A 14,670-nucleotide genomic window follows, 5' to 3' on the forward strand; every position below is an offset into this window, starting at 1 on the left:
GTTACTGCCACCTTGTCTCTAAACTGTCAATTATATGTTCTGCAAGGATAACCTTTTTCTCCTTACCTAAACTTAATGCATCGCCATCTTTAAAATACATCGTATAGTCATTATCATCTGAACTAAACCCTATTGTACGGTCTCCAACGTTATTTGCAATGATGACATCAGCATTTTTATGTTGCAATTTCTTTTGAGCATATGCTTCTATATTCTGTGTTTCTGCTGCAAATCCAACTAAATATTGATGTGCTTTGTGTTCACCTAAATACTTTAATATATCTTGAGTACGCTTAAATGTTACTGATAAGGTACCATCTTGCTTTTTCAATTTATGTTCTAGTGGATCTGCAGGAGTATAATCCGAAACTGCCGCTGCTTTAAACACAATATCTTGAGCATCATAACGCGTTTTTACTGCCTGAAACATATCTTCCGCACTTTGGACAGAAACAAATGTAATACCTTCTGGTGGCGTTAAATGCGTAGGTCCTGATACCAATGTCACCTTAGCACCACGTTTAGCTAATGATTCAGCTAAAGCGTAACCAATTTTACCGGAAGAACGATTAGAGAGATACCTTACAGGATCTAATTCTTCAATAGTAGGCCCAGCTGTGATGAGCGCATGCTTTCCATTAAAACTACTGTCAATTAGTGTCTCATCAAAGAACATATTTAAACGCTCAACAATTTGCAATGGTTCTTCCATACGACCTTTTGCAACATAACCACATGCTAAAAAGCCCTCGCCTGGCTCTAAAAATTGATAACCATCTGCACGTAAAATAGACATATTATGCTGGGTTCTTTTATTTTCATACATATGCACATTCATTGCTGGTGCTACAAATTTAGGCGTTTCTGTAGCTAACAATGTAGATGTTACCATGTCATCTGCAATACCATGCGCAAGCTTTGCAATTGTGTTAGCCGTAGCTGGTGCTACAACAATTGCGTCTGCCCAATCACCTAAGGCAACATGTTGGATTTCCTCTGGATTTTGTTCAATAAATGTACTGGTATATACTGGGTTTCTACCGATAGCTTGAAAGGCCAAAGGAGTGACAAATTCTTGGGCATGGTCTGTCAACATCACCCTAACATCATAATTTGCTTGAGTTAATTTACTCGTTAAGTCAATTGCTTTATATGCTGCGATACCGCCAGTTACAGCAAGTAATATTCGTTTCATTACAACGTTCCTCCAACTTATATAAAAATTGTTCATCCATGCCTATCAAATACTTAAAACTAACTGTATTGATTTACATTGCACACATGCTCAGTTCATTACTCCATATTATACACAAATTATGGTTTAAATAAAAAAAGCACACCTTGATGCCACATGGTGTACTTTAAAAATATACAATCAATCGTTTAAAAAGCTTGTATATACGTTATTATATTCATGAATAATTTAGAAAGTGATTATTTAAATGTACCATCTGGGAAAACATCCCCATTGGCAATTTCTTCTAATGCTTTACCTACTGGTTTTTTCGCACTATATTTTTCTAATAATGATGATTCAGGATGCTCATCAATTTCTCGAGCACGTTTTGCAGCTGTTGTTGCAATTAAATATTTAGAATTAATCTTTGCAGTTAATTGGTTTAATGGTGGGTGTAACATTATTTTTTTGCCTCCAATATCATTTTTCTATATTTCGCTTCAATGCGTTCACGTTTCAAATGTTCAGCGTCAACGATAGATTGAATACGTTGCTTTGCTAATTCAACCTCATCATTCACTACAACATAATCATACAAATTCATCATTTCTACTTCTTTACGTGCTTCTTTAACACGACTTTGAATCTTCTCATCTGATTCAGTACCGCGTCCTACTAATCTTTCACGTAAATGGTCTAAACTCGGTGGAGCAAGAAAAATAAATAATGCATCCGGGAATTTTTTACGCACTTGCTTAGCGCCTTCTACTTCAATCTCTAAAAATACATCGTGGCCTTCATCCATCGTATCTTTAACATATTGCACAGGTGTCCCATAATAGTTGCCTACATATTCAGCATATTCTATAAATTGATCTTCTTTAATCAAGGCTTCAAATTCTGACTTTGATTTGAAGAAGTAATCAACACCATCAACTTCTCCCTCACGCATATTACGTGTTGTCATTGAAATAGAATATTTATAAGATGTGGATGGATCATCAAATATTTTCTTTCTAACTGTACCTTTACCTACACCTGAAGGTCCAGATAGTACTATCAATAAACCTTTCTCATTGTCCATGACTTACGACCTCTCTAAGCTATACTTCTATTATTAACACATAATACCATATAAACCAATCCGTTGTATAGCATACTTTGCCACAAACTTCGCCCATGACCAATTCTTTTTGCCATGTTACAATATACTGAATGAATAAAAATAAGGTGGCTGATAACAATGGCATATGATGGTTTATTTACAAGAAAAATGGTGGAATCATTACAATTTCTTGTAGATGGTAGAATCCACAAAATTAACCAACCTGAAAACGACACAATTATCATTGTCGTTCGCCAAAATAGAAAGAATCATCAACTATTACTTTCTATCCATCCAAGCTTTACTAGAATGCATCTCACACATAAAAAATACGACAATCCATTTGACCCACCTATGTTTGCTCGCGTATTTCGTAAACATCTTGAGGGCGGATTTATCAAAGCAATTCGACAAATAGGTAATGACCGTCGTGTAGAAATAGATGTTCAAAGTAAAGATGAAATTGGAGATACTATAAATAGAACAATCATTTTAGAAATAATGGGTAAACACAGTAATTTAATCTTAGTAGACGATACTCGAAAAATAATTGAAGGTTTTAAACACTTAACACCAAATACAAACCAATTCCGTACAGTAATGCCTGGTTTCAAATATGAAACACCTCCCACTCAAAATAAAATCAATCCTTATGATATGAGTGGTCAAGAGGTCTTGAAATACATTGATTTCAATAGTGGTAAAATTGCTAGACAATTATTAAATCATTTTGAAGGTTTTAGTCCACTCATCACTAATGAAATTGTAGATCGACGTCAATTTATGACTGCCGAAACTTTACCAGCAGCTTTTGATGAAGTTATCGCACAAACTAAATTACCAGCAACACCTGTTTTTCATAAGAATCATGAAACTGGTAAAGAAGATTTTTACTTCATGAAATTAAATCAATTTTATGACGATGTGAGTGAATATGAAACAATACATGACTTATTAGATCGTTATTATGATGCTCGAGGAGAACGAGAACGCGTTAAACAGCGCGCTAATGATTTAGTGAAATTTGTGCAGCAACAATTAAATAAATATCATAATAAATTAAATAAGCTTTATGATGAACAAGAAGGTACTAAAGAGAAAGACGAACAACAATTATATGGTGAATTAATTACTGCGAATATTTATCGAATAAAGCAGGGTGATGCTACAGTTACGGCATTAAACTATTATACTGGTGAAGATGTTACAATACCTCTAAATCCAACTAAGGCACCTGCAGTGAATGCACAATATTATTACAAACAATATAACAAATTAAAAACTCGTGAACATGAATTAAAACATCAAATAGAACTCACACAAGAAAACATTTCATATTTTGAAAGTATCGATCAACAATTAAGTCATATTTCTGTAAATGAAATTGATGATATTCGCGATGAATTAGCTGAACAAGGTTTTATGAAGCAACGTAAACAAAGTAAAAAGAAGAAAAAGCAAACCATAGAACTGCAAACCTATACTTCATCTGCTGGAGATACTATTCACGTAGGTAAAAACAATAAACAAAATGATTATTTAACGAATAAGAAGGCAGCCAAGAACCATATTTGGTTCCATACAAAAGACATCCCTGGTTCACATGTCGTTATCCTAAACGATAAACCATCCGAAGAAACAATTAAAGAAGCGGCAATGTTAGCTGGTTATTTCTCAAAAGCTGGTAATTCAGGACAAATTCCTGTAGATTATACTGAAATTAAAAATGTGCATAAGCCTTCAGGTAGTAAACCCGGTTTCGTCACATATGATAATCAAAAAACATTATATGTTACGCCTGATTATGACCATATTCAAAGTATGAAAGTTAACTAAATATTGTTTAAAAAATTTATGATTATAACGCACCATATATAAAACCTATAAAAATGCATGCCAATTTTATTTATCTAACTAAAATTGGCACGCATAAAATTTAAAGCCTTTAAGTGAACGCTCTATTTCGTTTCACTTAAAGGCTTTTCATATAGCAATTTGTCAATTTTATAATATCGATTATCCAGTCAATTAGACATAGCCTTAGCTCATTATAAAATATTGGGTAAACACAAAATAGTACCATTTATACTATTAACTATTGCTAATCATTAACTAAATCAATAGGCATTTGTGTTTAATCACTTCAAATATCAATTTGTTTTAGCCGTTATACATCATAAAATCGTATTATGCTTTACGATAATTAACAGAAAAATTAATATGTTATTTATTCTGGTAATGCAAGCTGAAAGTTAACCCCAAATTGATCTTGTACCCAAGCAAATTCTCTAAATGGTGGCATAGAGGTCTTTGGCATAAGTATCGCACCTCCACTTTTCAAACCGTTAAACAAACGCTCCATTTCCATAGCATTTTCAACAGTTACATAAAGGGACATAGCTGGGTTCATATCTACATCTACACCGTTCACATTATCGATAGCCATAAAAATTTGATCCTTCAATCTAAATATCGCATGTTGAACTTTTCCTGTTGGTGCATTATCACTTTCAGTATATTTAACTAGTGATAAAATTTCAGCATCTTCAAACAAATTAACATATAAATCAATTGCTTTTTCTGCTTGGCCATTAAACATTAAGAATGTCGTAATTTTTGGTATTGCCATAATGTTTGCCTCCTCATTTAATTTACATAAATCGTATTATCGCATTATTATTCTATAAAAATAATGCATTTATCATCTGTAAATGTTGCCGTTTTTAAGAAAGATTCATAAAGCCATTACCTAATACATCTCGCACATCATGAATCACTAAGAATGCATTTTCATCCTCTTCATTAATAAGTTTTTTCACTCTCGTCACCTGAGATTGGGGTACGACGACATAAAGCATGCTAGTTTCATTTTTACCATAACCACCTTTACCATTCAATAATGTTGAACCTCTGCCGGTAAATTGGTTAATTCTATCACTAATAATTTCATTTTTTGCCGAAATCACAGTAACCGCTTTTTTCGGATTAAATCCTTCTATTACAAAAGATGTTGCTCGTTCCGTCACAAATAACATAATAATCGTAAATAAGACATTCGTTAACGGTAATACAAATAAGAATGAAAGCACAACTAAACCATCTAATACAAATATTGCTTGTGATGTTTTAATATCTAAGTATTTATTTAACATCTTAGCAACAACAGATGTACCACCAATCACTCCTCCTGACGCAATAACTAATCCAATGCCAACGCCAACAAGCACACCACCAAATGTAGCATTAACAACAAAATGATGCACACCTGTATTCCAACTTTCCGTTAAATCTAGAAAAATTGAAATTGCAGTATTAGAAATTAATGTATATACTGCTGTTCTTAAACTTAAAAATTTCCAACCAACTAAAATGACGATTGTATTAATAATTAGAGAAGATACTGCCGGAGAAAAACCAAAGCTATACTTTAGTGCTAAGGAAATCCCAACTGTACCCCCATCTCCCAAATTGGAACCTAAAATGAAACAATTCACGGCAATCGCACTAATAAATGATCCAATTAAACATACGAAGATATTCTTAGTATGATTTTTCAATAATTGACGTAACAATTGCATAGACTCCCCCCTTTTTACTGTTACTTGTTAATATGCCCATAATTTATAAAAATATGTATTCACTACCTAAAGATATCGATGAATGGAAAATACTATCAACATCATAATAATATAAAAATTACTTTAGGCATATGATACTAGTTTTGATTGCGAGACTCTTGAGGGAACAGGACAAGCTGAAGACTACAGGCTGAAGCTGTCCCCTAGGAAAGCGAGCAATTACAAAACTACAAGATACACAAAAAATTAAAGCCTAACTCATGTGTAGATTTGTATATGCTGACCACTTTAACGTTACTAGAATAATGCTAATATGCATATACATCGATTAATATTTTGACTTTATATTCAAAGCAGTTAAAATAAATATAAACTAACTTGGAGGAATGATTCATGACTTTTTATATAATTCCCTTACTTGTAGCAGCTTTAGTCTTACTTATAGGTTACCTCATTATTAAAATTATGATCCGTTAAACACATCACAATTTCATCTTAGACAAATCGATAGAACTCATATTCATCGATTTGTCTTTTTTTAATTAAATATCTTTAAACCAATTTACATACTACCTCACAATATGAAACACATCATATCATTTCTAACAGTAACCAGATTAACCTTCTAACTACACCCATCTCACATACAAATCAAAAAACCGACAAAGACTAATGCTTTGCCGGCAATTTAACTTAATATAATTATGATTCAAAAACACTAAAATACTTATAATTCAAAACTAAATATTAAAGTTTACCCTTTTCTTTAATACTTGACTTACACTTTTTATAAATATTCTTCTCTGATGACTTAGAAAGTAATTCATTTTCTTCATCATCATATTGTTGATTTCTATAATCTTCGTCTTTTTTTAAAAATTTGTTTAAGTGTGCAAAATGATTATATGCATCATTCGGGTCCTTTGTCATAACATCCCCTCCGACTATATATTATGACAAGTTATCTCTCCATTCAACTAATGTCTCTATTTCAGATTCAGAAATTTCACCTTTTTCATTTGCCACTTCTATAAGTTCATTATAATCACTTAAAGTATAGAACGGTATACCCGCTGCCTCAAATTGTTCATCTGCTTTTTTCAAACCATAAGTGAAAATTGCCACAACACCAATCACCTCTGCACCCGCTTCTTTAAGTGCATCGACGGCAGTAATTGATGATCCACCAGTTGAAATTAAATCTTCTGCCACGACTACTTTTTTACCTTCACTCTGTGCACCTTCGATTTGGTTTTGTTTACCATGACTTTTGCTCTTAGAACGTACATAATTCATTGGTAAATTCAATGTTTCAGAAATATATGCTGCATGTGGTATACCAGCAGTTGCTGTGCCAGATATAACTTCAACTTCACCAAATTGAGTTTGAATAAGTTCTACTAAACCATCTCTGATTTCTCTTCTAACTGAAGGGTAACCTAATGTCACTCTGTTATCACAATAAATCGGTGACTTAATACCTGAACTCCATGTGAATGGATCATTTGGCGATAGTGATACTGCTTCTATTTCTAGTAATGATTGAGCGATTTGTTTTGCCATATTTAACCTAACCAACTTTCTTTAATTTTATGATAGCTTTCTACTGGATTGTCACTTTGAGTGATCGGACGGCCTACAACAATATGTGTTGAACCGAGTGCCTTTGCTTCTTGTGGTGTTGTGATACGTTTTTGATCATCTGTACTCGTATTTAATGGTCTAATTCCAGGTGTTACTTTTAAGAATGATTCACCTAATTCTGTTGCTAATAATGATGCCTCTAATGGAGAACAAACTACACCATCTAACCCTGATTCTTTTGCTAGTGTTGCATAATTCAATACTGCATCTTCGATAGAAGTTTGTATGTTTTGTTCTTGTTGTAACATTGTTTCTGTCGTTGAAGTAAGTTGCGTTACAGCAATTATTTTAATATCTTTATTATATTTTCGTATACCTTCAACAGCACGCTGCATCATTTCAGAACCCCCTGCAGCATGTACATTAACTAAATCTACGTTTAGTTTACTTAACCCTTCCATCGCTTTTCCCACAGTATTGGGAATATCATGTAACTTTAAATCCAAGAATATATCGTGACCGCGAGATTTAATTGAATTTATTAAACTTGGTCCCGTTTGATAAAAAAGTTCCATACCTACTTTCACAAAAAGTGGCTCATCAAATTGATCTAAAAACTGATTTACAGCTTTCTCAGATTCAAAATCCAAAGCAATTATTGGTAATTGGTTCATCATTTGTCCTACACCTCATTTATAAACTATGTCACTTAGAATTAAGACAAAACAACGCTATTTATTCACGCTATTTTGTCTTATTTGAAAACAAAGTTTACATATTTTTCATTGTAAATGTCATACTTTCAATTACATTTGTTAACGCCGCAGCTGTATCTAACGATGTTAAACAAGGGACACCATTTTCTACTGACGTTCTTCTAATTTGGAAACCATCTCGTTCAAATGTTTTACCTTTTGTCATAGTATTGATAACGATTTGTACTTCTCCATTTTGGATACGTGTTAATAAATCGTCTTCTCCGCCGATTTTTCCAACGATTTCTGCCGGAATATTATTTTCTGCTAACTTATGCGCTGTACCCTCTGTAGCTAAAATTTTATAACCTACTTCATTTAAACGATGCGCAATATTTAATATTTCCTCTTTATCTTTATCACTCACTGTCATTAACACTGTACCATGGTCTTTTACTTCTACACCACTTGCAGTTAACCCTTTGAATAACGCCTTTTCCATCGTTAAATCTTTACCCATGACTTCGCCAGTAGATTTCATTTCTGGTCCTAATGTGATATCAACATTTTTCAACTTATTAAAGCTAAATACCGGTGCTTTGACATATACACCTTCCGAATACGGTTGTATACCTGGTTTGTAGCCATGATCTGTTAATTTTTCACCGATAATCGCACGCATTGCAAGTTGTGCCATTTGAATATCTGTAATTTTACTTAAGAACGGCACGGTACGGCTTGAACGCGGATTAACCTCTAACACGTAAACACCATCATGTGCAATAACAAATTGGATATTAATTAATCCTACAATGTTTAAACCTTTTGCCAAACGAATTGTATAATCTTCCAATGTATCAATTTCTGACTGAGATAATGTCTGAGGTGGGTATACCGCAATCGAATCACCAGAATGGACGCCAGCACGTTCAATGTGTTCCATAATACCTGGGATAATTACTGTTTCACCATCTGAGATAGCATCTACTTCTATTTCTTTACCTGTTAAATATCTATCAACAAGTACTGGATGATCTGGACTCGCTTTTACAGCTTGATTCATATAATCTTCTAATTCTGCATCACTATTGACAATTTCCATTGCTCGACCACCAAGAACGTATGATGGACGTACAACAACTGGATAGCCAATGTTACGAGCATTTTCCAATGCGCCTTCTGGTGATGTTGCTGTTTTCCCTTTTGGTTGAGGCACATCTATAGTATGAAGTAATGCTTCAAATTCCTTTCTATCCTCTGCACGGTTTAAATCTTCTAAAGTTGTTCCTAAAATTTTAACATCATGTTTAGCTAGTTTATCAGCTAAATTGATAGCCGTTTGACCGCCAAATTGTACAACAACACCTTTAGGTTGTTCTAAATCGATGATGTTCATTACATCTTCTTCAGTTAGTGGCTCAAAGTATAATTTGTCTGAAATTGAGAAGTCTGTTGACACTGTTTCAGGATTATTATTAACAATAATAGCTTCATAGCCTGCCTGTTGAATTGCCCATACAGCATGTACTGTAGCATAATCAAATTCAACGCCTTGACCAATTCTAATTGGACCAGAACCTAATACGAGGATTTTTTCTTTTTCTGTAACAATTGATTCATTTTCTTGTTCATACGTACCATAATAATATGGCGTTGCCGATTCAAATTCTGCTGCACATGTATCAACCATTTTATAAACTGGAAGAATATCATTCTCTTTTCTGAGTTGATATACCTCTGCTTCTGACATGTCAAATCGATGTGCAATGACACGGTCACTAAATCCATAATCTTTAGCAAATTTTAAGTAATCAATATTACCTTTATTTTCTTTTAATTGTCGTTCGATATCGATTATATGTTGGAATTTATTTAAGAAGAAATAATCAATTTTAGTCATATTATGAATTTCTTCTAAAGTTGTACCACGACGAATTGCTTCACCAATAAAGAATAAACGTTCATCATCTTGATCACTAATACGTTCTTTAATATAGTCTAAATCGTATGTTTCACCGTTTGGTAAACCTAAATGATGCACACCATATTCTAAAGAACGAATTGCTTTAAGTAATGATTCTTCATACGTTCTACCAATGGCCATAACTTCACCAGTAGCTTTCATTTGAGTACCTAGGACACGCTCACCTTTTTCAAATTTATCAAATGGGAAACGTGGAATTTTTGAAATAACATAATCAAGTGCTGGTTCAAATGCTGCATATGAAGTACCTGTTACAGGGTTTAACATTTCATCTAACGTTAAGCCAACTGCAATTTTAGCTGCTAGTTTAGCAATAGGATAACCTGTCGCTTTAGATGCTAGAGCAGATGAACGTGATACACGTGGATTTACTTCAATAATATAGTAATCCATAGAATGCGGGTCCAATGCTAATTGCACATTACATCCACCCTCAATACCTAGTGCACGGATTACTTTTAGTGACACATCACGTAGCATTTGATATTCAACATCAGATAATGTTTGGCTTGGTGCGACAACGATTGAATCTCCGGTATGAATACCAACAGGGTCAATATTCTCCATATTACATACTACGATGGCATTATCGTTGTGATCTCGCATCACTTCATATTCAATTTCTTTAAAACCAGCAATTGATTTTTCGATTAAACACTGTGTTGCTGGACTATAATGTAAGCCATTTGACACAATTTCCTTTAATTCAGCATCATTATGACAGATACCTCCACCAGTACCTCCCATTGTAAAGGCTGGTCTAACTATTAATGGATAACCAACTTGCTCTTTAAACTCAAATGCTTGTTCTACAGTATTAACTATGTCACTTTCTGGTACTGCTACGTCTAAATCATTCATTAATGATCTAAATAATTCTCTATCTTCAGCTTGTTGAATTGACTCTAATTTCGTTCCTAATAACTGTACGTTATTAGCTGCTAATACACCACTATCATGTAATTGAATCGCCATATTTAAACCTGTTTGGCCACCAAGCGTTGGTAACAATGCATCAGGCTGTTCTTTACGAATAATGCGTGCGATAAAGTCATGTGTTAGTGGTTCAATATAAACCTTATCTGCGATTTCTGTATCAGTCATAATTGTCGCTGGATTTGAGTTTACTAATATGACACGGTAACCTTCTTCTTTTAAAGCTAAACAAGCTTGTGTTCCCGCATAGTCGAATTCTGCAGCTTGACCGATAATAATTGGGCCAGAGCCTATTACTAAAATTGTTTTTATATCATTACGTTTAGGCATTGGTAATTCGCTCCTTCGCTTTATATTCGTTCATCATTTCAATAAACTCATCAAATAAGTAATTTGAATCAGATGGTCCAGGGCAAGCTTCTGGGTGATATTGCACTGAAAATGCAGGTAGTGATTTGTGTTTCAATCCTTCAACTGTTCCATCATTAATTGCGATATGTGTAACTTCTAATTCAGTATTAATTAAGGAATCTTTATCGATTGCATAACCATGATTTTGACTTGTTAATGCTACTTTACCTGTCTTCAAATCTTTAACAGGATGATTTGCACCTCTATGCCCAAACTTCATTTTAAATGAAGTTGCACCTTGTGATAGGGCAAACAACTGATGACCTAAACAAATACCAAAGAATGGAATCACACCTAGAATTCCTTTAATCATTTCAACAGCAACATCTACTTCTTCTGGATCTCCTGGTCCGTTAGATAACATGACGCCATCTGGTGACATTCTGATAATTGTCTCAGCACTTGTATCGTAAGGTACAACAGTGACATTACAACCACGTTCATTTAATTCTCGCACGATATTTTGCTTTTTACCAAAGTCAACTAACACTACACTTAAGTCGTTACCTGTAGATACATAAGGTGATTTTGTAGATACTGTTGTAACTTCACTACGTGGTAAGACTGTTTCTTTCAACTTTGTTATAATGCTTTCAATTTCAGCTTTATCATCGGTAAATGCTGCTTTTAATACACCGTGTTTTCTAATTTTTCTTGTGATACTTCTTGTGTCAACACCAGCAATACCTGGAATTTCAAATTCAACTAGTACTTCATGTAATGTTTTTTGTTTACGGAAGTTACTCGGATGCATACTCGCTTCTTTAACAACGACACCATTAAGTGTTGGTACAAGAGACTCAAAATCATCTCGATTAATACCATAATTTCCAATAAGAGGATAAGTAAATGTAATAATTTGTCCAGTATAAGATGGGTCTGAAATTGTCTCTTGATAGCCTGTCATTGCTGTATTAAATACGATTTCTCCCACAGATAATTTATCTGATCCTAATTTGTAGCCTTCATAATATGAACCATCTTCTAATACAAGGTAGCGTTTTTGCAACATTATTTTTCCTCCTTAAATTTAACTTCGCCTTCTACTAAAGTTAACACTGGTGTACCGTATACTTTATAGCCGATAAATGGTGTATTATGCCCTTTTGATGCAAAATCTTCTGCTTTAATTTCAGTCTCTTTGTCCAAATTGATTACAGTCAAATCTGCAAATCCACCTTCTTCAAGTCGACCATAAGGTAAATCAAATGTTTGAGCAGGTTTAATAGTTAAGTAATCTACTAATTGTTGTAATGACCAGTCTCCATTTTTTACAAAGTGAGTATAAAGTAATGGGAAAGCTGTCTCACTACCAACAATTCCGAATGGTGCTTTTGTCATTGGCTGTGCTTTTTCGTCAGCAGCATGTGGCGCATGATCAGTAGCTATACAATCGATTGTCCCATCTAATAAACCTTCCAATAAAGCTGCTCTATCTTCTTTACTTCTCAACGGTGGGTTCATCTTAAATATAGCATCATCACCAGGAACATCATCTTCTGTGAGCAATAAATGATGCGGTGTAACCTCTGCAGTAACGTGAATGCCTGCTTTTTTAGCATCTCTAATCACACGTACACTCTCTTTAGTAGACACATGACAAACATGATAATGTGCACCAGCAGCTTCCGCCAATAATACGTCACGCGCAATTTGTACTGCTTCACAAATATTCGGAATACCTGGAATTCCTAATTCTTCACTACGTTGTCCTTCGTGCATTGCACCACCATAAATTAAACTGTTGTCTTCGCAATGTGCTACTACAGCTTTATTTACTTTTGCAGCTTGTTGCATAGCCTCATACATCATATTTGCCTGCTGTACACCTACACCATCGTCTGTAAATGCAAATGCGCCTTGATTAGCAAGAGCTTTAAAGTCTACATGTTCTTTACCAGCTTGTCTTACTGTAATCGATGCATAAGGCAATACTCTCACTTGAGCATTTTCTGCAATCAATTGATTTAAACGTTCTAAATTTTCTTCAGAATCAGGAACAGGTCGTGTATTTGGCATTGGACAAACAGTAGTAAATCCACCTCTTGCTGCCGCTTTTGTTCCTGTTTCAATCGTTTCTTTATGCTCTCCACCCGGCTCACGTAAGTGTACGTGTACATCTACTAATCCTGGCGCTACAAATTGTCCTTGTACGTCAATTACTTCTACATCTGAATCTACATCAATTTGCGGAGAAATTGCTTTAATATACTGACCTTCAATAAGAATTGATGTTGTTACGAGTTCATTGTTTTTTAATACTTTAGCATTAGTTAGTAATTTCATTTTTTTGTACCCCTTTTGTTTGTAAAATATAATCTATAACTGCCATTCGTAAATACATGCCATTTTCCATTTGCTTGAAAATGCGAGACTTCGATGCTTCAACCAAGCAATCATCAATTTCAACGCCTCTATTAACCGGTGCAGGATGCATAACAATTGCATTGTCATGCAATCTGTCGTAGCGTTCTTTAGTTAAACCAAATGCTTCGTGATAATTCTTGGATTCAAAGCTAGCTATTTCGCCTGTTTCATGTCTTTCGTGTTGTACTCTTAATAACATTACAATATCGACTTGATCGATGACTGTATCGATATCGACATAAGGCGCTCGAAGTGATTCGTCTTTCCATGCTTCAGGACTGGAGAACATAACATTTGCTCCAAGTGCTGTTAAACTTTGGTAATTGCTGCGTGCAACACGTGAGTTTTTGATATCTCCACATATTAGTATATTTAACCCTTTAAAATCATTGTATTCTTCATAGATAGTCATCAAATCGAGTAAACTTTGTGTTGGATGTTGACCACTCCCATCACCACCATTGATAATAGGAATATTTAACGTTTCTAATTCATCGTAATAGGTTGTTTGTGAATGTCTTATCACCAGAACATCTGCACCCACTTGCTCGAGTGTTTTACATGTATCATAAAGTGACTCACCTTTTTGAACAGATGATGTTGTCGTCTCAAAATCAATTAATTTCAAACCTAACTTTTGTTCAGCTACTAAAAAACTACTCTTAGTTCTCGTTGAATTTTCAAAGAATAAATTTGCTACAAATTTATCTTCGTAATTTCGAGGTTTTAAATCACCCTTTTTGATATCACTTGCGCGTTGTATCAACTCATAAATTTCATCTGTAGTAAGATGTTCCATTGATAATAGATTATCCATCATTTGCCTCCTCAAA

The 14,670-nt window shown here is 34.2% G+C and carries 13 protein-coding genes; 1 reads left to right on the plus strand and 12 read right to left on the minus strand.

Annotated features, from left to right (window positions below; translation table 11 throughout):
* Nucleotide 1 precedes the first annotated feature (1 nt).
* The 3 genes from coaBC to gmk all read right to left on the minus strand — a co-directional run bounded on the left by coaBC (nt 2) and on the right by gmk (nt 2,261).
* Nucleotides 2-1,195: a bifunctional phosphopantothenoylcysteine decarboxylase/phosphopantothenate--cysteine ligase CoaBC gene (gene coaBC, locus JN168_RS08225; RefSeq protein ID WP_279525758.1), complete on the minus strand. Its 1,194-nt coding sequence runs from the start codon at nt 1,193-1,195 to the stop codon at nt 2-4.
* Nucleotides 1,196-1,434: 239 nt separating this feature from the next.
* Nucleotides 1,435-1,638 carry a DNA-directed RNA polymerase subunit omega gene (rpoZ, locus tag JN168_RS08230; RefSeq protein ID WP_042738905.1) on the minus strand — a complete coding sequence of 68 codons (204 nt, stop codon included), beginning with the start codon at nt 1,636-1,638 and terminating at the stop codon, nt 1,435-1,437.
* Entirely contained in the window at nt 1,638-2,261 is a 624-nt protein-coding gene (gene gmk / locus JN168_RS08235) for a guanylate kinase (RefSeq protein ID WP_042738906.1), read from the minus strand. The genes rpoZ and gmk overlap by 1 nt, the downstream gene beginning before the upstream one ends.
* Nucleotides 2,262-2,420: 159 nt before the next feature.
* Between gmk and JN168_RS08240 the strand changes: the two genes are divergently transcribed.
* A complete protein-coding gene (locus JN168_RS08240; protein ID WP_042738907.1) occupies nt 2,421-4,118 on the plus strand; it encodes an Rqc2 family fibronectin-binding protein in 1,698 nt (565 codons plus the stop codon).
* A 391-nt stretch (nt 4,119-4,509) separates the two neighbouring features.
* On the opposite strand, the gene JN168_RS08245 is transcribed toward JN168_RS08240, so the two are convergent.
* The 9 genes from JN168_RS08245 to JN168_RS08285 all read right to left on the minus strand — a co-directional run bounded on the left by JN168_RS08245 (nt 4,510) and on the right by JN168_RS08285 (nt 14,654).
* On the minus strand, nt 4,510-4,911 hold the full coding sequence (locus JN168_RS08245) for a VOC family protein (protein WP_042738908.1): 402 nt from the start codon (nt 4,909-4,911) through the stop codon (nt 4,510-4,512).
* Nucleotides 4,912-5,005: 94 nt separating this feature from the next.
* Nucleotides 5,006-5,860 (minus strand): YitT family protein, encoded by an 855-nt coding sequence (locus JN168_RS08250; RefSeq protein WP_279525759.1) that lies wholly within the window; start codon nt 5,858-5,860, stop codon nt 5,006-5,008.
* A 747-nt stretch (nt 5,861-6,607) separates the two neighbouring features.
* Nucleotides 6,608-6,790, minus strand: a complete 183-nt coding sequence (locus JN168_RS08255) for a hypothetical protein (RefSeq protein ID WP_042738910.1) — start codon at nt 6,788-6,790, stop codon at nt 6,608-6,610.
* A 21-nt stretch (nt 6,791-6,811) separates the two neighbouring features.
* On the minus strand, nt 6,812-7,423 hold the full coding sequence (gene pyrE / locus JN168_RS08260; RefSeq protein ID WP_279525760.1) for an orotate phosphoribosyltransferase: 612 nt from the start codon (nt 7,421-7,423) through the stop codon (nt 6,812-6,814).
* Nucleotides 7,424-7,425: 2 nt separating this feature from the next.
* Complete coding sequence (gene pyrF / locus JN168_RS08265; RefSeq protein WP_107512248.1) at nt 7,426-8,118, minus strand: orotidine-5'-phosphate decarboxylase; 693 nt, start codon at nt 8,116-8,118, stop codon at nt 7,426-7,428.
* 97 nt (nt 8,119-8,215) lie between these two features.
* Complete coding sequence (gene carB / locus JN168_RS08270; protein WP_042738912.1) at nt 8,216-11,389, minus strand: carbamoyl-phosphate synthase large subunit; 3,174 nt, start codon at nt 11,387-11,389, stop codon at nt 8,216-8,218.
* Nucleotides 11,382-12,482: a carbamoyl phosphate synthase small subunit gene (locus tag JN168_RS08275; protein ID WP_229367137.1), complete on the minus strand. Its 1,101-nt coding sequence runs from the start codon at nt 12,480-12,482 to the stop codon at nt 11,382-11,384. Before JN168_RS08275 ends, carB begins: the two co-directional genes overlap by 8 nt.
* Nucleotides 12,482-13,756 (minus strand): dihydroorotase, encoded by a 1,275-nt coding sequence (locus JN168_RS08280; RefSeq protein ID WP_279525761.1) that lies wholly within the window; start codon nt 13,754-13,756, stop codon nt 12,482-12,484. Before JN168_RS08280 ends, JN168_RS08275 begins: the two co-directional genes overlap by 1 nt.
* On the minus strand, nt 13,740-14,654 hold the full coding sequence (locus JN168_RS08285; RefSeq protein WP_042738915.1) for an aspartate carbamoyltransferase catalytic subunit: 915 nt from the start codon (nt 14,652-14,654) through the stop codon (nt 13,740-13,742). The genes JN168_RS08280 and JN168_RS08285 overlap by 17 nt, the downstream gene beginning before the upstream one ends.
* Between the last annotated feature and the right edge of the window lie 16 nt (nt 14,655-14,670).

The organism is Staphylococcus gallinarum (assembly GCF_029774255.1).
Taxonomy (GTDB): domain Bacteria; phylum Bacillota; class Bacilli; order Staphylococcales; family Staphylococcaceae; genus Staphylococcus; species Staphylococcus gallinarum.

What these genes read in the sequence shown, in the direction of transcription:
- coaBC (WP_279525758.1), bottom strand. Translation starts at nt 1,195, where the DNA reads ATGAAACGAATATTACTTGCTGTAACTGGCGGTATCGCAGCATATAAA.
- rpoZ (WP_042738905.1), bottom strand. Translation starts at nt 1,638, where the DNA reads ATGTTACACCCACCATTAAACCAATTAACTGCAAAGATTAATTCTAAA.
- gmk (WP_042738906.1), bottom strand. Translation starts at nt 2,261, where the DNA reads ATGGACAATGAGAAAGGTTTATTGATAGTACTATCTGGACCTTCAGGT.
- JN168_RS08240 (WP_042738907.1), top strand. Translation starts at nt 2,421, where the DNA reads ATGGCATATGATGGTTTATTTACAAGAAAAATGGTGGAATCATTACAA.
- JN168_RS08245 (WP_042738908.1), bottom strand. Translation starts at nt 4,911, where the DNA reads ATGGCAATACCAAAAATTACGACATTCTTAATGTTTAATGGCCAAGCA.
- JN168_RS08250 (WP_279525759.1), bottom strand. Translation starts at nt 5,860, where the DNA reads ATGCAATTGTTACGTCAATTATTGAAAAATCATACTAAGAATATCTTC.
- JN168_RS08255 (WP_042738910.1), bottom strand. Translation starts at nt 6,790, where the DNA reads ATGACAAAGGACCCGAATGATGCATATAATCATTTTGCACACTTAAAC.
- pyrE (WP_279525760.1), bottom strand. Translation starts at nt 7,423, where the DNA reads ATGGCAAAACAAATCGCTCAATCATTACTAGAAATAGAAGCAGTATCA.
- pyrF (WP_107512248.1), bottom strand. Translation starts at nt 8,118, where the DNA reads ATGAACCAATTACCAATAATTGCTTTGGATTTTGAATCTGAGAAAGCT.
- carB (WP_042738912.1), bottom strand. Translation starts at nt 11,389, where the DNA reads ATGCCTAAACGTAATGATATAAAAACAATTTTAGTAATAGGCTCTGGC.
- JN168_RS08275 (WP_229367137.1), bottom strand. Translation starts at nt 12,482, where the DNA reads ATGTTGCAAAAACGCTACCTTGTATTAGAAGATGGTTCATATTATGAA.
- JN168_RS08280 (WP_279525761.1), bottom strand. Translation starts at nt 13,756, where the DNA reads ATGAAATTACTAACTAATGCTAAAGTATTAAAAAACAATGAACTCGTA.
- JN168_RS08285 (WP_042738915.1), bottom strand. Translation starts at nt 14,654, where the DNA reads ATGGATAATCTATTATCAATGGAACATCTTACTACAGATGAAATTTAT.